20 protein-coding genes and 3 pseudogenes are annotated in these 20,936 nt (G+C 66.0%); 4 read left to right on the forward strand and 19 right to left on the reverse strand.

Going from position 1 to position 20,936, the window contains the following annotated elements:
• Positions 1-10: 10 nt before the first annotated feature.
• Positions 11-1,360 (forward strand): acetyl-CoA carboxylase biotin carboxylase subunit, encoded by a 1,350-nt coding sequence (locus ON29_RS32330; RefSeq protein ID WP_040872021.1) that lies wholly within the window; start codon positions 11-13, stop codon positions 1,358-1,360.
• Positions 1,361-1,419: 59 nt separating this feature from the next.
• On the opposite strand, the gene ON29_RS32335 is transcribed toward ON29_RS32330, so the two are convergent.
• The 5 genes from ON29_RS32335 to ON29_RS32350 all read right to left on the reverse strand — a co-directional run bounded on the left by ON29_RS32335 (position 1,420) and on the right by ON29_RS32350 (position 5,122).
• A complete protein-coding gene (locus ON29_RS32335; RefSeq protein ID WP_083864221.1) occupies positions 1,420-2,343 on the reverse strand; it encodes an AfsR/SARP family transcriptional regulator in 924 nt (307 codons plus the stop codon).
• A 347-nt stretch (positions 2,344-2,690) separates the two neighbouring features.
• Entirely contained in the window at positions 2,691-2,816 is a 126-nt protein-coding gene (locus ON29_RS37575; RefSeq protein ID WP_281032580.1) for a hypothetical protein, read from the reverse strand.
• A 44-nt stretch (positions 2,817-2,860) separates the two neighbouring features.
• Positions 2,861-3,673, reverse strand: coding sequence for a class I SAM-dependent methyltransferase (locus ON29_RS32340; protein ID WP_040872022.1), 813 nt, complete (start codon positions 3,671-3,673; stop codon positions 2,861-2,863).
• A 10-nt stretch (positions 3,674-3,683) separates the two neighbouring features.
• Positions 3,684-4,148 carry a GbsR/MarR family transcriptional regulator gene (locus tag ON29_RS32345; protein ID WP_040872023.1) on the reverse strand — a complete coding sequence of 155 codons (465 nt, stop codon included), beginning with the start codon at positions 4,146-4,148 and terminating at the stop codon, positions 3,684-3,686.
• A 32-nt stretch (positions 4,149-4,180) separates the two neighbouring features.
• Positions 4,181-5,122 (reverse strand): alpha/beta hydrolase, encoded by a 942-nt coding sequence (locus ON29_RS32350; protein WP_040872024.1) that lies wholly within the window; start codon positions 5,120-5,122, stop codon positions 4,181-4,183.
• Positions 5,123-5,282: 160 nt separating this feature from the next.
• On the opposite strand from ON29_RS32350, the gene ON29_RS32355 reads away from it, so the two are divergent.
• Positions 5,283-5,468 (forward strand): hypothetical protein, encoded by a 186-nt coding sequence (locus ON29_RS32355; RefSeq protein ID WP_157172987.1) that lies wholly within the window; start codon positions 5,283-5,285, stop codon positions 5,466-5,468.
• Positions 5,469-6,478: 1,010 nt separating this feature from the next.
• Here ON29_RS32355 and ON29_RS32360 read toward each other — a convergent pair.
• Entirely contained in the window at positions 6,479-7,063 is a 585-nt protein-coding gene (locus ON29_RS32360; protein ID WP_040872026.1) for a hypothetical protein, read from the reverse strand.
• Between the two features lie 437 nt (positions 7,064-7,500).
• Here ON29_RS32360 and ON29_RS35515 point away from each other — a divergent pair, with 437 nt between their 5' ends.
• Positions 7,501-8,223, forward strand: coding sequence for an NAD-dependent epimerase/dehydratase family protein (locus ON29_RS35515; protein ID WP_217999372.1), 723 nt, complete (start codon positions 7,501-7,503; stop codon positions 8,221-8,223).
• A gap of 846 nt (positions 8,224-9,069) precedes the next feature.
• Here the strand turns inward: ON29_RS35515 and ON29_RS32370 are convergent.
• The 5 genes and pseudogenes from ON29_RS32370 to ON29_RS32385 form a co-directional block, all read right to left on the reverse strand.
• Complete coding sequence (locus ON29_RS32370) at positions 9,070-10,170, reverse strand: hypothetical protein (protein WP_051175860.1); 1,101 nt, start codon at positions 10,168-10,170, stop codon at positions 9,070-9,072.
• A gap of 31 nt (positions 10,171-10,201) precedes the next feature.
• Positions 10,202-10,641, reverse strand: a pseudogene (locus ON29_RS35250) (IS1380 family transposase); the annotation flags it as partial.
• 166 nt (positions 10,642-10,807) lie between these two features.
• A complete protein-coding gene (locus ON29_RS32375; protein ID WP_040872027.1) occupies positions 10,808-11,221 on the reverse strand; it encodes a GlcG/HbpS family heme-binding protein in 414 nt (137 codons plus the stop codon).
• Positions 11,218-11,397, reverse strand: a complete 180-nt coding sequence (locus tag ON29_RS37375; protein ID WP_040872028.1) for a DJ-1/PfpI family protein — start codon at positions 11,395-11,397, stop codon at positions 11,218-11,220. The genes ON29_RS32375 and ON29_RS37375 overlap by 4 nt, the downstream gene beginning before the upstream one ends.
• A gap of 28 nt (positions 11,398-11,425) precedes the next feature.
• Positions 11,426-12,565: a glutathione-independent formaldehyde dehydrogenase gene (locus tag ON29_RS32385; protein WP_040872029.1), complete on the reverse strand. Its 1,140-nt coding sequence runs from the start codon at positions 12,563-12,565 to the stop codon at positions 11,426-11,428.
• A 358-nt stretch (positions 12,566-12,923) separates the two neighbouring features.
• Between ON29_RS32385 and ON29_RS37380 the strand changes: the two genes are divergently transcribed.
• Complete coding sequence (locus tag ON29_RS37380; protein ID WP_040872030.1) at positions 12,924-13,220, forward strand: putative quinol monooxygenase; 297 nt, start codon at positions 12,924-12,926, stop codon at positions 13,218-13,220.
• A gap of 137 nt (positions 13,221-13,357) precedes the next feature.
• Here ON29_RS37380 and ON29_RS36540 read toward each other — a convergent pair.
• The 8 genes and pseudogenes from ON29_RS36540 to ON29_RS32425 form a co-directional block, all read right to left on the reverse strand.
• Positions 13,358-14,143: pseudogene (locus ON29_RS36540) on the reverse strand (helix-turn-helix transcriptional regulator); the annotation flags it as partial.
• Positions 14,097-14,942 carry an IS21-like element helper ATPase IstB gene (gene istB, locus ON29_RS32395; protein ID WP_245549296.1) on the reverse strand — a complete coding sequence of 282 codons (846 nt, stop codon included), beginning with the start codon at positions 14,940-14,942 and terminating at the stop codon, positions 14,097-14,099. The gene istB and the pseudogene ON29_RS36540, both read right to left, overlap by 47 nt.
• Complete coding sequence (gene istA, locus ON29_RS32400; protein ID WP_373283953.1) at positions 14,942-16,162, reverse strand: IS21 family transposase; 1,221 nt, start codon at positions 16,160-16,162, stop codon at positions 14,942-14,944. The genes istB and istA overlap by 1 nt, the downstream gene beginning before the upstream one ends.
• A gap of 108 nt (positions 16,163-16,270) precedes the next feature.
• Positions 16,271-17,844 (reverse strand): annotated as a pseudogene (locus ON29_RS37990) (ISL3 family transposase).
• Between the two features lie 96 nt (positions 17,845-17,940).
• Positions 17,941-18,732, reverse strand: coding sequence for an IS3 family transposase (locus ON29_RS36285; RefSeq protein ID WP_157172989.1), 792 nt, complete (start codon positions 18,730-18,732; stop codon positions 17,941-17,943).
• Positions 18,733-18,792: 60 nt separating this feature from the next.
• Positions 18,793-19,080 (reverse strand): transposase, encoded by a 288-nt coding sequence (locus tag ON29_RS32415; RefSeq protein ID WP_040872032.1) that lies wholly within the window; start codon positions 19,078-19,080, stop codon positions 18,793-18,795.
• A gap of 384 nt (positions 19,081-19,464) precedes the next feature.
• Positions 19,465-20,679 (reverse strand): NAD(P)/FAD-dependent oxidoreductase, encoded by a 1,215-nt coding sequence (locus ON29_RS32420; RefSeq protein WP_040872033.1) that lies wholly within the window; start codon positions 20,677-20,679, stop codon positions 19,465-19,467.
• Positions 20,680-20,703: 24 nt separating this feature from the next.
• Positions 20,704-20,919: a hypothetical protein gene (locus ON29_RS32425; RefSeq protein ID WP_040872034.1), complete on the reverse strand. Its 216-nt coding sequence runs from the start codon at positions 20,917-20,919 to the stop codon at positions 20,704-20,706.
• Positions 20,920-20,936 lie beyond the last annotated feature (17 nt).

The following is a 20,936-nucleotide window of genomic DNA, read 5'->3' on the forward strand; positions in this document are numbered from 1 at the left end:
GAGTGGCGCCATGTTCGAGAAGATTCTGATCGCCAACCGCGGTGAGATCGCGTTGCGCGTCGCGCGCACCTGCCGCGAACTCGGCGTGCGCACCGTGGCGGTGCACTCGGTCGCCGACGCCGAGTCGGCGGTGGTGCGGTTCGCCGACGAGGCGGTGCAGATCGGCCCGTCCGCGGCCAAACGCAGTTATCTGAACGCCGCGGCGATCCTGGCCGCCGCCGAGCTCACCGGCGCCGACGCGATCCATCCCGGATACGGATTCCTTTCCGAGTCCCCGGATTTCGCCGACGCCTGCCGAGCGGCGGGCATCACGCTGATCGGGCCGCCAGCCGACGTGATGGCCGAACTCGGCGACAAGCAGTCGGCGCGCAGGCTGATGGCGAAGGCGGGACTGCCGCTACTGCCGGGCAGCCTCGATCCGCTGCCACTCGACGAGGCGCTCGCGCTCGCGGATTCGATCGGCTATCCGGTGATCGTCAAAGCCGCCGCGGGCGGAGGCGGGCGCGGCATGCAGGTGGTGCACGAGAGCGCGGCGTTCCCGCGCGCCTATCAGGAGACCAGGGCGACGGCGCGGATGCTGTTCGGCGACAGCCGGGTGTATCTGGAGAAGTACCTCGCCGCGGCCAGGCACGTCGAGATCCAAGTGCTGTGCGACGCTTACGGCAACGGTGTGCACCTGGGTGAACGCGACTGCTCGGTGCAGCGCAGGCATCAGAAATTGATCGAGGAATCGCCGGCGCCGCTGCTGCCGGACGGTCTGGCCGAGCGAATGGGAGCATCCGCCGTGCACGGTGTGCTCGAGGCCGGATATACCGGCGCGGGAACCGTGGAATTCCTGGTCGACCGGGACGGCAATCACTATTTCATGGAGGTGAACTGCCGAATTCAGGTCGAACACCCGGTGACCGAAATGGTAACGGGTATAGACCTCATCGCCGAACAGATCAGAGTCGCGGCGGGGCAACCGCTCGGCATCGCTCAGGAGGAAATAGTTCTTCGTGGCGCGGCGATCGAATGCCGGATCAATGCCGAAGACCCTGCGGCGGAATTCGCTCCAGCCCCGGGGATCCTGGCGGAATTCACCCCGCCCGGCGGTCCGTTCGTACGTGTCGATACCCATGCGCACGCCGGTTACCCGATACCTCCGCACTACGACTCGCTACTGGCCAAACTCGTGGTGTGGGCGCCGGACCGCGACCGGGCCCTGGCCAGGATGCGGCGGGCGCTGGCGGAATTCCGGATCTCCGGCGCCCGCGTCGCGACCACCCGGGATTTCCTGTACGAGGTGCTCGACCATCCGGCCATGCGGGCCGCCACCCACACCACCGGATTAGTGGACGAGCTGCTCGGGCGGGGGTGAGCGCGCCGGACGCTCGCCCGGCCCCGCGTCGATCGCGGCCGGGCGTCGTCGGTACGGCGTCAGGCGGTCTCGGCGGTGGCGCGGAATCCGGGGGAATACCAGCCGATCAGATAACCGGCGTGGCGGCTGTTGAGCATCGCGCTCACCGAGTCGTCGGAGGCGGCCAGGATGTCCCGGTGCAGCTTCTGCAACTTCTGGCAGGGATCGAGCCCCAACTCGTCCTGCATGGACCTGCTGAACCGCTGATAGGAGGCCAAGGCGCGGGCGCGCTGCCCCGACCGGCACAGGGCGAACATGTAGTACGCCTGGAGCCGCTCGTGCAGCGGATGCTGCATGGTGAGCCGCGCCAGGTCGGGGCAGACCTCGCGATGCCTGCCCAGCCGCAATTCCGCCTCCACGCGCAACTCGAGGTTGGTCAGCCGCAGGTGGTCCAGATGCGAGATCTCGGCGGCGAGCGGGATGCCGCCCTCAACGTCCACCAATGCGGGACCGCTCCACAGCGCTTCCGCGGCGCTGAACAGATCCACCGCACGCTCGTCGTCGCCGGTCTTGACGGCGCATCGGGCGGCCTCGGACATGGACTGATAGTCGCGCAGGTCGAATACGCAGTCCTGCACGTCGAACGAATAACCCTTGCTGCGCGTGCGCAGATATCGGCCCGCCACCTCCGCCTGCCCGACTCCGAGTTGCTCCGCCATCTTCTTTCGGATTCCGAGCACATATGTTTGCACGACCGTCACCGCGCTGCGCGGCGGATCGTCGTTCCACAGTTCTTCGATCAGGGCCGTCACCGGGACAACGGTGTCATGCCGAACCAAAAGCAATGCCAGCAACTGCCGCTGCTTCTGCGCAGTCGGCGTCGCGTTGTGATTGTTCAGAGCAAGCGTCAATGGGCCTAGCACGCGAGCGCACACTGGATATTTCACTGGGAACTCTCCTACGGGCGAATTTCCCCCCGACCGACGTGAGATTTCGATTCCCACCGCGTTGTAGGCTGCGTCAACAGTAGCGAGAAATCCGTATCGACGCCATGAATCCCAAGTAATATCGGAGTTAATTCCGCACGCAGTCTCCCCGAATTCCCCTCACCCGCAAGGAGATTCGCCCGCTGTTCGCCCACTCGGTCAGCCGTGGCGAATTCATAGGATGTTGTCTTTGCGGGTGCCCGGCCTGCCCTCCGGGCTCGGTGCTCGCGCTCGACCTCCTCGTCCACTTCCACCTGCCATTGCGCCGGGTCGAGCGCGAGACCCGCGCGCACCTCGGCCGTGGTCGGGAAATGCACGTCGGCGGGTGATTCCAGCACCCCGGATGCCATTGTGGTGCCCGCTGATCAGCAGTAGCCCGCGAGATCGAGCGCGGCGCCAGGAGGGAGGGCCTCGATCTCGCGGACCAGTTCGGCAACGCGCGCGGGCCGTTCTGCGTCGCGGCCGGTCGGCACCCGTTCGGGCAGGTCCACGGTCGACAGCGGATCATCGGCGCGACGCGCCGCGCGCAGTACTACTAGAAGGCGTATCTGAGTATCCGGTTGGCTTGTCGGGACAGCGCTGGGCTGAGGGCGATCGCATGGGTGAGGATGCGTAGCGGTTGGGGGAAGAGTGCGACTTCGGGTGCGCGAGTGAGCAATTGTTCTTCGATGAGGTGCAGGTGGGCGTTCCAGGTTTCGGGTTCGTGTGGATCGTCGAAGCCTTGGGCAGCGCGGATGCCGAGGGCTTTGATGGAGCGGTGGTATTTCATGGCCCAGGCCGCGAAGCGGGTGTAGCCGTTGAGGGCGAGCTCGCCGCTCGGGAAGTGCGTAGTCGCCTCGCGGATCATGGTCTGGAATGAGTCGCCGGGCAGAAACGGCAGCAGCCCTTCGGCGACGATCATGGTCGGCCGATCATCTGGGAGTTGGCTGGTCCAGCCCGATTTGGTGAGATCGACGCCGAGCAGGTGGGAACGTTGCGGTAGTAGTTGCGCGCGCAGGTCGACGACTTCGGGGTAGTCGATGTCATACCAGGTGACACCGGTGGGTGGATCGCAGCGGAAGACCCGGGTGTCCAGACCGCAGCCCAGATCCAGGACGACCGCGGTCGGGTGTGTGGCGGTGAAGGAGCGCACCGCGTCGTCGAGTTTCCTTGCCCGCAAAGCGGTTCCGCAGATGAGGCTGGGCTTCAGCTTCAGCTCGGTGAAGTCGTAGTCGATCCGGTCGGCGAGTTCGGCTTGGCGGGCGTCGCTCAGAATGGGGGTGGGCATGGTGGCGTCCAGGGCCCGAGCTTCGAGGGTGAGGAGCAGGGTTTCCTGAACCGGGTTGAGTTCGGGACGGATTCGGAGCATGGTCGGTCCTTCACATGATGGTGCCCATGGGGTGGCGGGCGGCGATGTCGCGCAGCCAGGTCAGTGCCCGCTGCGCGGCCCGGATGCGTTCAGTGCGGGCGGGATCGGTGCCGTCGACAAGGGCGAGTCCGTCTTCGGCGATGTCGCCGAAGGCGGCGAGGCCGGCGATCTTGTGCTGGATGACTTTCTGCCAGGCGTCGTCTTCGATGCGGTAGTAGGCGGTGCGATCGCCGGGGATCCGCACCTTGCGGATCAGCCCGATGGTGGTGAGCAGGCGCATGTTGGAGGTCAGTGAAGCGCGGCTGGCGCGGATCGCCTCAGCGATCTGGCCGGCGGAACGCTCCGGAGGATCGCAGATCATCAGGATGCCGAGGATGCGCCCGGTGATGGGGGTGAGACCCCATTCCTCGACGCAGAAGGTGGCAACTCGCTCCACCCACTCCGGCGTGGCGTCGTCTCGGTCCTTGTCGGGCATACCGTGTCCTCCTGGAGCTGTGTTCGACTCGACTACTGTGTCATGGCGGTCACCGACTCCCGGGTAGGTGCTGGGGTGGGAACGGTGAGACGGGTCCGGCGCAGGTGCCGGTCGAACCACTCGACGGCCAGAGCCATGGCCTCTTCGAGCCCGGGACCGGTGTAGAGGCCGAGCACGTCATAGGGGAGGACCTCGAGCCGTTTCGGCTCGCCGGCCTTGGCGTAGGCGCTCTGCGCCTCGTCGAGCATGTGATAGGGGTCCCAGCCGCCGTTGGCGATCATCAGCAGCGGGGTGGGCGCCAAGCGGTCGATGAGATGCTCGGGCGCGAAGGTCAGCAATTGTTCGACGGAGTCGAGGGTCTTCTCATTCCGGTAGGTCGGGAACACCTCAGCAGCCAGATCCGGCGTGTCCTCGACGTTTTCGCCCTGCAACGTCAGGTGCGGCACCCGGGCACTGTCGTTTCCGGCGTAGCGGCGCTGCCAGTCCTGGTCCGCCCGGTCCCGCAGTGCGTGTACTCCCTCACGACCGTGCAGACGCTCCAGATACCGCCACCCGTTCCACACGCTAGGGCTCTGTACCACAACACATTTCACGCGCCGGTCCAATACGGCGGCCTGGACCGCCACCGACCCCCCGACGCTGACCCCCCAGACGCCGATCCGATCCGGATCCACCTCCGGGCGGGTCTGCAGATACGACACCGCGCTGCGGAAATCTTCCACCTGCCTCTGCGGGTAATCCTGGCCGCGGGGTTCCCCCGCGCTAGCGCCGACCGTGCGATAGTCGATTGCCAGTACTGCGAACCCGGCCCGTACGAAATACGGTGCGAACACCCGCAATGCCTCCTTCACCATCACTCCGCTGTGTCCCAGCACCAGACCGGGCGCCGGGTCATCCACCGCAGGCAGATACAAGTCACCCGCACACAGAGTGCCGAGGCTGTTGAACGTGACGTGCACGACTTCGAGATCCATCCGAACTCCCAATGTTGCTAGTCATTTCAGTTTAGACTGAAATGACTAGCAACATCAAATTCTGTCGGATCCCGATCAAGAACACTTGGGCTCGCCCACCGCTATCCGGCGCCGCATTCAACGCGGATGGTCGGTCACGGGGCCGTCGCACTTCGAGTCCGTGCGGAAGTTTCTCGCCGAACAACTGCCGGTGACCCTCCGCCTCCTGGACCAGGTCGGGACCGGAAATCCGGAGGGCATCGTGCTGCGAGCACAGGACCGCTCAGTCATCGCGAAGGCACGTGTCGAGGACTACGACCGAGCCTCCGCCGACGCGGCCGACTGCGCCCGCGGCCCGCAAAACTGACCCCCGCGGGGACCGGCGACCGCGATGGCACCGCCGGTCCCCGCGTCTCCGCCACCTCGATGCCTGATTCGACGACGACAGCAACCCGACAACCTCGATCGCTCCCGCGATCTACCGGTGACCGGTCGCCGGAGCGAGAATCGTCACTGACACGAACCACGTTCCGCTCCACAGGCATTCGACGCGAACGAATAGTGCTCGGCAGCAGCCGCTGCCGTTCGCGCATGAGCCCGGCGTCACGTGTCTGTGCGCGATCTGCTGTGCACGCGACCGGGCCGCAGCGTGATGCAGCTTCCGATGCTCCGCCCACGGACGCCCCCGCTCCTCCGGACTCATCGCAGCAACTCCCGCAACTTCCCCCAACGGAATTCGTCACCTGGACCACCATGCAAGCGCAAGAGGTTCGGTGACCTGGATTACACCGAGACGGCGACGACCCCGCGCGAACGGCGCTGCACAGGGAGGCCGTCCGCCGGGGTTACCAGACGCAACCGACCTTGTGAAAAGTGGGAGTATTCGCCACAGTTCGCGGAAGACCGCGAAGCTAGTCGAAAACATGGAGGCGAAAAATTCGGCGCGAAGTACCACGCCCGACTAGTTGCGGACGAGCTTCGAGGGTGCGGGAGTTGGACAGGGTGTACTCGGCCAGCTGGGTGTGGCCGTTCAGGTCCCGGCCACCCCAGACCTTCAGCGTGCCACCGAGCGGGCTGGTCGGCGCGGATCCCAACCCGCTGGGCGCGGTGGGGGCACGGTCGGGAGGGGCTGGTGGTGTCCGACGACTCGCAGCCGGCGCACGTGAGGACTACCGCGGCCGCTGCCATAGGTGCACGGAGGCGGCGCATCGCTCAGCTGAGGCCGTATCCGATTCCGAACGTGACGGCCAGCCATCTCAGGAACGCGTGGAGGTCGAGGCCGAAGGGGCCCATCGATCTCATCTCCTTCCGAGATCGGATCTTCTGCGGTTTCCCCGACCTGTTGATGATTTTATCGCTGGTCACGGCCTTGGCGCATCATCGATCGGCACCGATGGGAGGCTGGTTGGCGCGGTCGGTGACGCGGGCGCGGCCGAGGGGGAACGGGAGGGTGATGGGATCGCCGGGGCGGTGGGCCTCGATGCGTGCGAGGTGCGGGGTGAGGCCGGTCAGGCCGGTGAGGCGGGCTTGGCTGTAGGGGGTGCCGACGAGCAGGACTTCGACTTCGCAGTCGCGCACGGTGTCGGTCGGTAGCGAGCGGTCGAGGGTGGCCGCGATCGTCGTGACCGGTTCCAGGCCGCGGTCGAGATAGCCTTCGCCGACGTCGGAAGGTTCGTAGATCCAGGTGAGGACTTCCGGGCCGGAGCATTCCCCGAGAAAGGACCAGCCGCGTACCCGCATCATGATGTCCAGCCCGGCGAACACCCGCATATCCGCGGCGGGCACGGGGTGACCGCAGGGTGTGCCCAGCGCCTGCATCACCGACGACGGTGGGTATCGGCGATACCAGATGTGCGCGCGCATCGCCGCGACCCACGCAGCCTCACCGCGCGGTGAATCCCCGGCCTTGTCACCGCCGAATCGCCTGGCGCGGCGGGCTGGCTTCTTCTTCGTACCGGACATGGGCGCTCATGCTCGCAGCCCGCCTGCCCGCACCCGTGCAGACACGCCCACCGCGTGGGACTGGATTTTCCGGCGCCGAGCGTATGCCTGGCATCCGGTCGGACGGTGCGCACCGAGCTGCCCTTGCCGTGCAGCCGGACGTGCGCGTCGTCCAGGCTCAGGTCGAAGTCCTCGACATACAGCTCGCACACCTCGCTCGCGCGGGCGCCGCACACGTAGGCGGCCTCGAACAGCACCCGATCGCGCATCGTTGGAGCCGGAGCCACGGGATCGGCCGCCGCACGGCTATTGGCACACGCTGACGAGCAGGTCCGGCTCGCCACCCGCCGGGGCAGCGGACCGGCACACGATCGGATCGAGCGGGTGGCCGCCGACGCCACCGACACCGCGCGGCTGATCGAGCTGACCCGGGGGCGGCAGCACTGTTCAACTGCGCCATGCCGGCCTACGACCGGTGGCCGTCCGAGTTCCCGCCGCTGGCCGCCTCGTTGTTGGCCGCAGCGGAATCCAGCGGGGCAGACTACGTAATGCTCGGGAACACCTACGGCTACGGCCCCGTTGACGGACCCGTCACCGAGGACCTTCCGATGGCGCCCACCAGCGTCAAGGGTGGCGTCCGGGCTCAGATGTGGCATGACGCGTTCGCCGCCCACGAGGCGGGCCGGGTGCGGGTGACCGAGGTCCGGGCCAGCGACTACCTCGGCGCGGGCGCCTTCTCGCCCTTCACGCTCATGGTGGGGGCACAGGTCTTGAGTGGTGCGCACGTCTCGTACCCGGGAGATCTCGACGCGCCGCACAGCTGGACCTACACAGGGGACGCGGCCCGCACACTGATAGCCGCGGCCCGGAACGAGATGTCCTGGGGCCGGGCCTGGCATGTACCGTCCACCTCTCATTCCCCGGTCCGTGAGCTCGCCGCGCGTCTGGCCCGGGCAGCCGCCGTACCCGAACCCGAGCCGGCACACATGACGAGGACCGAGCTGGAGGAGATCGGACGGACCGATTCCATCATGGCGGAGTTCCCGGAAATGCTGTACCTGTACGACCGTCCCAACATCCTCGATGCGTCGTTCACGTCAGCGGTCTTGGCGATTGCCCCGACTCCGATCGATGTGGTCCTCGACGAGATGGCCGCGGAGCGCAGCCCACCCGTGGCCTGACGAACCTTGCGGTGGCTGTCGACCGGCCCGGTGGAGGCGTCCGCGCAGGCGCCCCGGCCACGACCCGGATCCACGAACGCCCCTCTTCCCAGTCGGAGGCCAAGCCCAGATCGATATCACCCATGCTGATTCCCCGTAGCTGCAGTCATCCTGCGATCTTCGAATTGATGTCCAATTCGATTGCCCCGCAACATAATTCCATGCAGGACCAGAGCTGGACGGCACACCAACGGCGCGATTGTGCGTCACTCGCTCTATGGGAATAGAACTTTCGGTCAAGATCGCCCCGGACGCCGGATCCGTACGGATCCGGCACTCGTGGGCGGCTTCGGGCCCCTGTAATCCGGTAGTGCGCGCCCCCGCTCTGACTGATGCGGCTGTTCGAACAGCGGGCGCTTCGAACCTCCTCGACTGCTCCAGCGTCACAGTCCCCCGGCACAGCTCACGCATGGGAGCTGTGTCCGGGTGCGCCGCTGGCGCTCGGGCTCGGCTGCGTGCTTGATGCCGCACGACTACCCGGGACTGCCGGTCGCTGGGCACGGGGCTGACAGCGTGGCGGTCCCGTGACCGACGTCGCCGACATGCGGGGGTTGGCAACACTTTGCGCGCGACCGCGGCGGTGGTGGGCGTGCGCGTCGTCGTCATCGCCCCTGCGAGGGCTGGCAACGGGAACTGCTGTCGCAGAGCGGGCGCGGCGACAAGGCCAAAGGCACTCGGCTATTGGTCCTGCCCGGACAAAGGCGGCCCGCTACCGATCACAAAGGCGATCGCCGTAGGGATCTGCGACCCGCCGAGAATGGATCCCGGGATGAACGATGGGCACGCGTGCCGCACCCGCCGTGCCCATCACGCCCGGTCCGAGCCACTCCGTTGTTCGTCGATGCGCTGGCGCTGGCGGGCCCCGTACGCCGCCTCCTTGACCGCGGTGTCGTCCTCGAGACCGGACCCGAGCGCCCCACCGATGGTCGCGATGGACGCCAGCAGCCAAGCAAGGGTGAGGTAATCGGAGAAGTTCACCCCGTGCCCCAGAACGGAGGACAGCAGTTCCGGCGAAAGAGTCAGGCACGCGGTGAACAGCAGCAGGCAGAACAGGGCCGCGTGCAGGACGCCGACGCCGACGACCAGAGTGATCACGGTCGCCAGGTTGTACAGCACCGATCGATCGCGTTCCGCTGCCGACCGCGGTCGCTCCCAGAGTTCGTGGTCGAGGATCAGCCACAGAATCATCGCCACGACCGACAGGACCGTCGCCGCGCTCATACGCCATGGGCCCATCGTGTCGGCGAACATCCAGATCGTGTCGGTAGCCAGCGCGATGGCTCCAGTGGCGAACGCACCGACGAGTACCTTCGAGAGTCCGGTGACCAGTCGCCACGGCCGGTTGGCCCGCACCATCCCCGACAGCAGGCGCAATCGCCGCAGTCCCGGGCGTGTGAAGTACCGGATGCCGTTCGCGATCCGCGCGGACGGAAACCGTCGCGCCGCCCCGGGCGGCGTGAGTTCCGGGTCACCGAGCATATGAGTGATCGCGAGTTCGGTGACAGCGCGGACGCGTCGCTCGATCGCGATGCCGCCCACCCCGGGCACGGAGATGAGCGCGAATCGGTGGTCGGCACTGACATCGGCCACCACCGGCAGCGTGTCCTCACGGCGCGGCAGATCGGTGAGGTACACGACGAGGTCTTCGGCTTCGGCGGACAGATCGACCGTAGCGATCACCTCGGCGAAATCCGCTCCCTCGGCGAGACGATAGGGCTCGAGGCGCACGCACGCCGACCACTGGCGCTCGAGCCTGCCACGGCCTCGCAGACGTCCCGGCAGGCACTCCGCGAGGCGTTCCGCGACAGCGGCGGGCTTGCCCGGATCCGCGATCAACAACACCGAGACCGGCTCACCAGCCGCACCGGCTGTCCAATCCCTGTCGCTCCCGTTCGCGTCCACCGCCATCGCCTACCCGCTCGAGCTGGGCACAAACTCCAGGCAGCCAGAGCGAAACCACAGACGGGCGATACCGCCAGACCGGGAACAGGGCATCGGGCGTCTTGCACCTGGCGCACGATCAGCCGGTCCGTCGTCCGGTTTTTCGTGGAAGCGAAAGCGGTATAGGGGATTTCGGCGACTTCTGCGTCGGAGATCCACTCACCGGTGTCGGGATCACGCACGGCCCCGGGATACCGCACCGGAGTCCATTGGTCTTCACCGATCGCGGCGTTGACCATCGACGCGGCACCTTTGCCCGAGCCGGTCTTACCCGCGCGTAGCCGTATCCCGGCGATCACCGGTGCCGCCAGGTCGGTGCTGATCGTGGCGGCGAGCGGTGAAGCCCTTTGCGGAGCACCTTTTCCCAGCGATCTTCGTGTGCCCGTACGACGCGCCCTGCTTCTGGTGGCCATCGACCGCGCGCAGCAGCGGGTTCAGCTGGGCCGATTTGAGCAGTCCTGGTCCACATCGAGGACTGTCCAACTGGGATGCGTGGTTGGGACAGCGCGGTGCGGGCGCGGTGTCCCAGCCGTCCTCTCGCGCGGTCGTCCGGACTGCTAGCGCAGGGTTATCCGCGACCTCGCTGTGTCGACCTAGTTCATGCTCACATCGCCGCCACGGCCGCCTCGGCGACGGTCTTGTCCTGCTCTCCGGTGCCACCGCTGACGCCGACCGCGCCGACGACCTGGCCGTTTCGCCGCAGCGGCACACCGCCGGCGAAGATCATGATGCGTCCCGCGTTGGAGGCGTGTATCCCGTAGAACTGCCCGCCCGGACCCGCGTCGGCCGCGAGGTCCTCGGTCGAGATGTCCAGCGCCCGCGCGGTGAACGCCTTGTTGATCGAGATGTCGATGCTGGCGATCCAGGCACCGTCCATCCGCACGTGGGCGACGAGGTTGCCGCCGGCATCGACCACCGCAATGTTCGACGGCGACTCGATCTCGTCGGCTTTGGCCTGTCCGGCGGCGATCATCCGCTGCGCATCATCGAGGGACACCGAGGTCTGGTTCAGTGTCATGACCTGCTCCCATGGGGCGTCGCGGACCGCTCGACGATGGCCCGACAGAACGCGGGGAGGGCGCCGGGCGAGCGGCTGGAGATCAGGTTCCCGTCGACCGCGACCTCTTCCTCGACGACGTCGGCCCCGGCGGCGGCCAGTATTGCGATCCGCTGGCCCTGCAGTGTCGTTGCCATGGTTGTGCTCCTCTCGGTCCCGGACGTCTCACGGATGCATGACGACCTTGGTCCATCCGTCGTCCCGGGCATCGAAATGCTGATAGCCCGACTCGGCCTCCGCAAGCGGGAGCTCGTGAGAGACGATCCAGGACGGTGTGGCCCTGCCCTCGTGGATCAGGTCGCGCAGCTGCCGGTTGTAGTGCTTGACGTTGGCCTGTCCAGTTCCGACCTTCTGCCCCTTGAACCAGAATTTCCCCATGTCGAAGGCGATCTTGCCGTGGCGTTCGAGTTCGTCGGGGCCGTTTCGGTCCTGGGGCAGGAAGAGGCCGACCACGCCGATGTGGCCGGTGAAGCGCACCGAGTCGACGAGCCGGTTCATCGTCATCGCGGCGTCTTCATGACCTTGCGGGTCGTGCGCCTGGTACCCGACACACTCACAACCCTTGTCGGCGCCGCGCCCGTTGGTCTGATCGAGGACCTGCTCAACCGGGTCGCCGGTGGAGTCGTCGATGGGTATGGCCCCGATCTGCTCGGCGAGCCGGAGCCGGTCGGGGTGACGGTCGACGATCATCACCTTGCGCGCGCCCTGGATCATCGCCGAGTATGCCGCCATCAGACCGACCGGCCCGGCCCCGTAGATCACCATCGAATCGCCGGGCTGCATGTCGGCCAGGCGGGTGCAGTGCCATCCGGTGGGAAAGATGTCGGCGAGCATCACGTAGTCGGTTTCCTTGTCCTGCGCATCCTCGGGCAGCCGCAGGCAGTTGAAGTCGCCGAACGGCACCCGCAGATACTCCGCCTGTCCGCCCCAGAACGGTCCCATCCCGGCGAAACCGAATGCGGCGCCGGCCATCTTCGGATCCGGGTGCACCGTCAGGCAGAACGCGGTCAGACCTTCCTCGCAGTTTCGGCAGAAACCGCAGCCGATGTTGAACGGCAGGCACACCCGATCCCCGGTCGAGACCTTGACCACCGCGTTGCCCACCTCTGCGACGATCCCCAAATTTTCGTGACCGAGGACCATCCCGGGCTCCAGATCGGTGCGGCCCTCATACATGTGTAGATCCGATCCGCAAATGTTGGTGCTGGTGATCTTCACCAGCACATCGGTCGGCTGCTCGATCCTCGCATCGGGCACATCCTTCACATGGACCTCACGTGGCCCGTCGTACACAAGTGCTTTCATCTCGACACTCCCTCACATGCGGCGTTTCCGGTTGCTGTCCGGCCCGGCGGCCACAGGCGGCTGCATGCGAGCGACGGCCGAATGAATCGTGCTCCCGGGGGCAGACGACGCAACAGCGCACGGAGCCGGCACCACGACAAAATATGTGCACACCACCATGCTTCGCGTCACGGCCGACGAGCAGTGGGTGCATTCCAGGCGTCGCATTCCCTCCACCATGAAGTCTCCTCTTATGGCTCTACGATCGCTAGGGGTTGAGGTCGGTTTTGTTCATTCGAGGGCTCAGGCGGCTCCTTTTCTTCACAGGTAAATGGTGTGATGCTGGACCATGTCCACCCCCTCGAACAGGAGATCCGACATGGCCACCAAGGCGCTGCTGGTCCGACTCGAAGCCAAACCCGGCAAGGAAAACGCAGTCGAGGAATTCCTCCGATCGGCGTTGCCACTCGTCGAGCAAGAGCCCGGCACGAAGCCCTGGCTCGCGGTACAGTTCGGCCCTTCGACGTTCGGCATCATCGACGCATTCCCAGATCAGGCCGCCCGTGCAACACATCTCGATGGGCCGGTCGGCAAGGCCCTCGGCGAACGCGCCGACGAGCTCTTCGCTACCCCGCCCGAAATCAGCGAGCTCGACGTGCTCGCCGATAAGCTCTGAACCACCGACTCGAAACCGCCCACCCGCAAGCACGACAGAACCCACGTCACCCACGCGACCCCGAACCTTGACACGTGACTCCGCCAAGCCCGTGCTCGCCCGCGCTGCACCGGAGTCCTCGCCAACAACTCCCGCAACTTCCCCCACGCCACCTCATCGACCGGCGTATACACCTGCATCCACGCATGCGGCACCGACGGCAACGACATACTCGTCAAAAACATCTCCAACTCCCCCACCGCCAAATTCCGCACCGACTTCGTCCGACTCACCGGCACCGCCACATCATTCAACGCCCACAACGACGCGAAACTCTCACTCTCCCCACACAACTCCGCGATAAAACCCTCCCACCCCGGATCCCCCAAATTCTTCGCATACGCCCCACGCAGATACCCCACCATCCGCCGCAAATCATCCCAATTATGGCGATACGCGTTGCAGCATCCCGGGGTCAAGAACACCCGACGCGCCACATTCCGCTCCCCTGCCAAAAACCCCGGACACAACGCTTCATACGAACTGTTGTGCGCCAACACGTCATACCTGGCACTCAACACCACCCCCGGCAACGGCTGCAAATGATCCAAAATCACCTGCAACTCCTCCGGCAACACCGACCCCGAAGACACCGAAGGCACCGTCGGCACATCCGCCAACCGATACGAATGCGCCTTCTCCGCCGCATCCAACGACAACGTCCGCGCCACCGAATTCAGAACCTGCACACTAACGTTGATTTCGCGGCCTTGTTCAAGCCAGGACAACCACGGAAAGAGGTACCCATGGGACGGCGCGATCCAGCTGCATCGGGCCTGGGCGAATATGCAGGTCAAAAGACGTTTTGACACACTCGCCGCAACCGCCACCACGCGTCTAGACCACTTGACACATGAAGTGTCTCTGAGACAGCGGAGAACCATGTTCACGACTGACCGGTCGGTCGGCACGCCACCGACGAGGCGGGAGTGTGTCGATTTCGGTGTTGCGGAGTCGGTAGCTGTTGCCTTTCAAGGTCAGGACGTCGGCGTGGTGGACGATGCGGTCGATCATCGCGGCGGCGACGACGTGGTCGGAGAAGACGTCTCCCCAGCGGGAGAACGGCAAGTTGGAAGTCAAGATCAGCGAGGCGTGTTCGTAACGGCTGGAAACCAGTTGGAAGAACAGGTTCGCCGCGTCCTGCGCGAACGGTATGTAGCCGACCTCGTCGACGATCAAAAGCCCGTAGCGGCGCAGCTTGGCCAGCTCGGCGGCCAGGCGGCCCTGCTGGTGAGCGGTCTGCAGGCGGGTGACCCATTCGACGGCGGTGGCGAACAGCACGCGGTGGCCGTGGTGGGCGGCGGCGATACCCAGCCCGATCGCCAGGTGGGTTTTGCCGGTGCCGGGTGGGCCGAGTAGCACCACGTTCTGTGCTTTGGTGATGAATTGGCCGGTGCTCAGGTGGGCGATGGTGTCGCGTTTGAGTGCGGGTTGGTGGTCGAAGTTGAACTCCTCGATCGCCTTGCGGGCGGGAAATCCTGCTGCGCGGATACGGATTTCGGCGCCGGAAGACTCCCGGGAAGAGACTTCACGCGATAGGACCGCGGCAAGGTATTCCTCGTGGGTCCAGCCGGCGTCGCGGGCTTGGTCGGCCAGGCGGGCGGCGCTGTCGCGGATGCGGGGCGCCTTCAAAGCGTTGGCGTAGTACTCGATCTGCTTGGCGGTTTCGCGGGGTGCGGCCATCACGCCACTCCTTCGTCGTTGAAGTCGACCCCGAAGCGGGCGTCGTAGTCGGCGAGGTTGCGCACCAATCCACCATCATCGCCATCTGTTCGCGATCGCTTGTGTCCGAGAGCGTCTCGCAGTCGGGCTGCGGTCTCGACATGGGCAGGATCGGTGATGGTCAACCCTTTCGACCAGGCTCGGCGGTGCGCTGCGACGAGCAGTCCGTCGCAGCGGGCGGTGACGGTGTCCAGATCAGCGTGGACGTCGATCATCCGGCCGATCACGGTCGGGTCGATCGAGTAGTCGTTGCCCAGAACCCGCAGGTAGTAGTCCCGCGGCAACCGCGCCCGGTTGCTGAACCCGACCGCGGGGCTGATCGGCGGCAACGCTGTCATCGCCGCCCGGTCAGTGCCGATCAGCTCGGCCGGGCTGGCGGCGATGCGCCGAACGTGTCGAGCGTTCGCGATCGGCAGCCACTCGGCGAGTTGGGTATTGAAATCGGTTGGTGAATCGAATGACCGGCCCGGCAAGAACGAGGTTTCCAGATAGCCGTTGACGCGTTCGACGATGCCCTTCGATTCCGGGTCGAACGGTTTGCATTGGATGACGCGGGTAGCCAGCATCCCGGTGAACGCAGCCACCCCGGCCGCCAGATGCCCGCTCTTACCGATACCGGATTCGTTGTCCCACAACAGTCTTCTCGGAACCTGGCCCAACTGCCCCGACAGCAGCGACCACATTCCCGCCAGCAGATCCGCCGTCGTCCGGGTCGGAATCATCATCGCGGTGATGAACCGCGAGAACGAAGCCACGATCACCAGCACCGGCGGAGTCCCGATCTGCCCGGTGCCCAATGGAATCGGTGTCGGCGGGAACCACAGATCACACTGCGCCTGATCACCAGGCCGATACTCGAGCCGATCGGCTGGATCCTTCGGCGCGTACTCCGGGCGCAACTCGGCAACCTTCTTACGGAACCATGACGGCGACCCTGACCAGCCCACCCGCTCGGCGATCACCGCCGGCGGCATTGCCGGGAACTCCGCCAACAACGCCCGCACCAGCGGCTCGAACTCATCGAACGCCGACGGACCCGATACCCGCTGATATCGCGGGGGCGAGTCGGACTTGATCGCCCGCGAGACCGTGTCCCGCGAAATACCCAACCTGGTCGCGATCGCCCGCATCGACAGGCCCTCGCTCGCAGGGAGGTACCTGATCTGCGCCCAATCCTGCACTGAGATCACCCTTCCGGTCGTGGATGGGTGGCCTACTTTTCAAAGAGCGCCAGTGGCCGGGTTTTCGGGTTCTGGCCCATATTTCGTGATCGGGAGGTTTCGTGATGGTCAGTGGCTGAGCAGGATTCGCTTGCGGAGTAGGTCGGGTTTCGCGCGGCCGAACATTTGCCGTTTGAGCATCTTGATGCGGTTGACGTGGCCTTCGACGGCGCCGCTGTTCCAGGGCAGGCTCAGACCGGCGGTGACCGCGTCTTGGTCGCGGCGCAGGCCGCGGACGAAGGAGTGCAGTTCCGGCTGGTCGTCGGCGGTGACGGCGGCCAGCCACGTTTCGAGTTCTGCTCCGCGCAGCTCGGTCATGAGGGTGGCGAACGCGCGGACGTGACCGGCGATAGCATCGAGTTCGGGGCTGGCGGCGAGGATCGCGTCGAGTCGGTGTCGGTCGGCGGGGTCGATTCGGGAGGGGTCGGTCATGATCCAGGCGGTAACTCGACGAACCGATGGCGGTGGGGGTGGTGGTGCCGGGATGTGGGCGGTGGTGCGGAACGGCTGCAGGTAGGCGCGCACGAGGTTGGCTTGTCCGCGGTAGCCGCGGGCGTTGATCTCGGCGAACAATCGGGCGGCGTTGGTGGTGCCTTGGTTCCATCGCTGGTGCAGGTAGGGCTTGAATTCGTCGAGGACACTGTTGTCGCGGTAGCCGGTGCGGTTGTGGACCAGCAATTCCTCCGGTGAGGCGGCGCGGGCGAAGCGGCGGATGTGCCGCGGGCCAAGCCCAGCTCGCGACCGATGCTGCGCAGGCTGTGGCCCTGCGCGAGCAGGGTGTGGACCTGGGCATAACGCTCGCGGGTTCGGACCGCGGTCCGATCGGCACGCAGATGTGGTTCGACCGGGCCGTGCGGCAGACCCGCCGCGACTTCGCTGATGTCGGGCCGTGCTGGTGTGTCGTCGGGGTCGGGCACTGCGGTCAGGTGGCGGCGGTGGCGGGCGACGGTGCGTTCGACGGCATCGCCGAGGTTTTTCCATAGGTGCCAGCGATCAGCGACCTGGATCGCGTGCGGTGCTGCTGTGGTCGCTGCTTCGGCGTAGGCGCCGGCCCGGTCGCGGCAGATGATCTCGATGCCGGGGCGGTCTCGAAGCCAGGCGGCCAGGCTCTCGGTACTGCGGTCGGTGAGCATGTCGATCGGTCGGCGGGTCGTCATGTCGATCAGGATCGTGCCGTATCGGTGTCCGCGGCGCAGGGCGAAGTCGTCCACACCCACAACCCGGGGCCGTACCGGCGCTGGATCGGGCAGCGCGCGGATCTGCCGCAGCAAGGTCATGCGGCTGACCCGCGCTGCCAAATGCCCGGTCAACCGTGCTCCGGCGCGGCCACCCAAGGCGAGTGCGACCGCGGACAACATCCGCTGCAGCAGCAACGTCCGCCGCCCGTAGCGGGCGGCGAGTCCGGGTACCTGTTCGGCAAAAGTCCTTCGCCCGCAGCCGGTGTTGTCGCAGAACAGGCGCCGTACCCGCAGCACAATGACGACCTCGCGGCCGGTGTTCGCCGTGTCGGCCAAACGGCGCCGATAGCGGCTGTGCACCCGACGCGACGGCTGCGAACAGCCCGGACACGCCACCGCCTCCTCCCGGGTGGCCGCATCGATACGAACCGTGGAACCCGCAACACCAACCGCACCGATGACCATCTGGTCCAGATGCGGGAACAGAACCCTCAACACCCGACGATCACAGCACCAGCAAAACAGCCAACCCCACTGCGCCCCAATACATCCCGACCTGGGTCAATCACCAAGTGTGTGCCAGAGCCGGTTTTCGAAGAGCGCTGACACGCCTTGTCGGGTTGTAGAAGGTTTCGATGTAGTCGAAGATCGCGTTGGCCAGTTCCTGACGTGTCGTCCACTGCTTGCGGTCGAGCAATTCCAATTGCATTGTGCCGAAGCAACTTCGACCATACGGTTGTCGAAACAGTCCCCGATCGATCCCATCGACCCGAGTAGCCCGGCGACGCGGATGCGCTGCCCGAACGCCCAGCTGGTGTACTGAGCACCGTGATCGCTGTGGGCTATGGTCTGCCCGTCCGGCGGTCTGCGCCGCCAGCGGGCCATGTTCAGGGCGTCGCAGACCAGTTCGGCGCGTAGATGGTCGGCAATCGACCAGCCGACGATGCGCCGGGAGAACGCATCGAGCACGACCGCGCAGTACACCCACCCTTCACTGGTGCGGTGCGCAGTCACGTCCATGCACCACAACCGGTCCGGACCATCGGCGCTGAAGCGGCGGTTGACCAGGTCCGGGTGCGGACTGGCCTGCGGATCTCGCGTGGTGCAGCCTCGGCGACGGCGGAAAATGCCGGTCAGCCCAGCGCTGCGCATCAGCCGGGCCACACGTTTGCGACCCACTCGGATCCGCTGACCGAGCCGCAGTTCGGCATGCACCCGCGCAGCACCGTAGGTACCGCGAGACGCGATGTGGACCTCGGTGATCGTGGCGGTGAGTTCACGATCAGCGCGTGCCCGCGCAGACTCGCCCCGCTGCTTCCACTCGTAGTACCCGGAGGTCGACACCTGCAGCACACGCCGGTGAAACCGTGACCGGAATGCCGGCTTCGGCCAGTTGCGCGACCGCCGGGAACACTATTTTGGGAGGACGTTCTCCCGTGCGAAGTGGGCCGCGGCCTTACGCAGCACCTCGTTCTCCAGTTCGAGTTGCCGAGTCTTGCGCCGCAACTCAGCCAGTTCCTTGCGTTCAGCGCTGGTCACGCCCTCCCGGGCGCCCTCATCGATATCGGCACGTCGCAGCCAGTTCCGCAGGCACGATTCCGAGGTCCCCAAGCCCTTCGCGACCTGACCGATCGGCTTGTCGCTGCTGCGGGCCAACTCGATCGCGCGCTGGCGGAACTCCGGTGGGTGTGCTGGTGGCATCCAGACTCCTTTCGGAGGCGAGTAACTCGCCTCACCATTGGTGTCCGGAAGACCGGGACAATCTCATGGTCGTGCTGTCCCGGCGGGCGGCTGTCGGCACGGCTGCGGAATCCGAATGAGTCCCGAATCAGTCTGCCGCAGTTCGGGATTCGTTCAAAAGGCATTCGTGCCTACCATTCGATCGCTCAAACAATTGACAACTCAAATCTATCCGCGTTCCCTGGGACGTCCACACGTTGAGACCGCTCAGGCGGCGATACCGAGCATGCTGGCGCGAGCCTGAGTGACGCAGGGGGTCACGATCACTTCCTCGCGTTCCTCACCCTCACCGCGGCGCTGACCCGCCTCGAGAAGCTGACGAAATGCGCCACATGAGACGTGGTCTTAGTGTCCGTACTCGGGTGCGGTCTGCAAGTCGGGCGCGGCAGCGGCCAGCAATGCGTCGCGGTCGCGGCTCAACGGTGGATAGATACGCCGGGTGTTGATGGCGCGCTTGGTGTCTTTGGCCTGCTCACCGCACGCGACCACATGGCGGTCCCAGCCCTCGGTATACACCGCTCCTGCCGGTCCCAGATCGAGAACCGTTACATACCAGGGGATCCGCAACGGCTTCATGGGCTCGCCCAGCAGATCGCCGATGACGTTGTATCCCGCCCATCGGCCCATCGGGCGGCTGTGCTGACAGGACATCACCGACATATGCTCGTCGTCCATTTTCGCGGCAGCGACGTCACCTGCGGCGAATACCTCGGGCACACCACAGACACGCAGATAATCGTCGACGGGGAGTCGCCCCAGCCGGTCACGGTCGACACCGAAGTCCGCTGTCAACGGGCTGGCCCGCATGCCGGCACACCAGACGACGGTGGCGGCGGGCACCATTTCCCCCGAGGACAGCGTCACCCCGCGTTCATCGATGGACACCACCCCGACGCCCAACTTGGTCTCGATCCCGGCGGAGGCCAACGCCGCCTCGATGACCGGTCGAGCCGATACACCCATGTCCGAGCCGACGAACGGGTTGCGGTCGACCAGGATGATCCGCGGTGCGACGGCACGCGTGGCAAAGACGTCGGCGAGCATCGCTGGCAGCCCGGTCGCCTCATCGATCCCCGTCAAACCGGCCCCTACGACGACCGTGGCGGCCGCAGGGTCAGCGGGGCCCTCGGCGAGCCGGCGCAAGTGAGCCTGCAGTCTCGTCGCTGCGTCGTGGGTGTCGATGTCGAATCCGAACTCCCGCAGGCCAGGGATATCGGGCTTGACCACCTGGCTGCCCAATGCGAGCACCAGCCGGTCGTAGCCGTGAGCGCCGGCGGTGGATTCCACGATTCGCGCCACAGCGTCGATCGCCGTCACTTCGCCGATGATGTGCTCGACTCCGACCGGATCGAGAAGAACGCTGAGCGGAATGCGGGATGCGCTCAGATCGGTCTCATAGTCACGCACGCGGATGTCGTGGTACGGCGTGGAACTGATCATCGTGATATCGACGGTTCCGCCCGCCACACCGAGTTCGTCGAGCCGCCGGGCCGCCGCGAGCGCCGCCCACAGACCCGCGAACCCGGACCCGAGGACCACGACACGCGACGGATCGGTCACTGCAGCGCGCTGCACATCGTCATTCTAAACTTCGTGATCGTTGCTGCCGCTGGTCAGGACGCCGGAAGTCCCGAGGTGATGGTCGTAGTGCACCGCGGTACGCGTGTTCGGCGGTTCGAGGATTTCCCCGATGGACTCGGTCAGATGTTTGGTGATGTAGCCGATGCGCCGGGCAGCCTCTTCGCTGTTGCCGAGCACGCCGCGCAGTGTTTTGCGGTCGATCTGGGTACCGAACCGCATCAGATGCGCTGATTGCG

This window comes from Nocardia exalbida NBRC 100660, assembly GCF_000308575.1.
In the GTDB taxonomy this organism is placed as follows: domain Bacteria; phylum Actinomycetota; class Actinomycetes; order Mycobacteriales; family Mycobacteriaceae; genus Nocardia; species Nocardia exalbida.

Coding starts and splice junctions, on each gene's coding strand:
- ON29_RS32330 (WP_040872021.1), top strand. CDS start 11: ATGTTCGAGAAGATTCTGATCGCCAACCGCGGTGAGATCGCGTTGCGC.
- ON29_RS32340 (WP_040872022.1), bottom strand. CDS start 3,673: ATGCTCCGAATCCGTCCCGAACTCAACCCGGTTCAGGAAACCCTGCTC.
- ON29_RS32345 (WP_040872023.1), bottom strand. CDS start 4,148: ATGCCCGACAAGGACCGAGACGACGCCACGCCGGAGTGGGTGGAGCGA.
- ON29_RS32350 (WP_040872024.1), bottom strand. CDS start 5,122: ATGGATCTCGAAGTCGTGCACGTCACGTTCAACAGCCTCGGCACTCTG.
- ON29_RS32360 (WP_040872026.1), bottom strand. CDS start 7,063: ATGTCCGGTACGAAGAAGAAGCCAGCCCGCCGCGCCAGGCGATTCGGC.
- ON29_RS35515 (WP_217999372.1), top strand. CDS start 7,501: ATGCCGGCCTACGACCGGTGGCCGTCCGAGTTCCCGCCGCTGGCCGCC.
- ON29_RS32370 (WP_051175860.1), bottom strand. CDS start 10,170: ATGGCGGTGGACGCGAACGGGAGCGACAGGGATTGGACAGCCGGTGCG.
- ON29_RS32375 (WP_040872027.1), bottom strand. CDS start 11,221: ATGACACTGAACCAGACCTCGGTGTCCCTCGATGATGCGCAGCGGATG.
- ON29_RS37375 (WP_040872028.1), bottom strand. CDS start 11,397: ATGGCAACGACACTGCAGGGCCAGCGGATCGCAATACTGGCCGCCGCC.
- ON29_RS32385 (WP_040872029.1), bottom strand. CDS start 12,565: ATGAAAGCACTTGTGTACGACGGGCCACGTGAGGTCCATGTGAAGGAT.
- ON29_RS37380 (WP_040872030.1), top strand. CDS start 12,924: ATGGCCACCAAGGCGCTGCTGGTCCGACTCGAAGCCAAACCCGGCAAG.
- istB (WP_245549296.1), bottom strand. CDS start 14,942: ATGGCCGCACCCCGCGAAACCGCCAAGCAGATCGAGTACTACGCCAAC.
- ON29_RS32415 (WP_040872032.1), bottom strand. CDS start 19,080: ATGCCACCAGCACACCCACCGGAGTTCCGCCAGCGCGCGATCGAGTTG.
- ON29_RS32425 (WP_040872034.1), bottom strand. CDS start 20,919: ATGCGGTTCGGTACCCAGATCGACCGCAAAACACTGCGCGGCGTGCTC.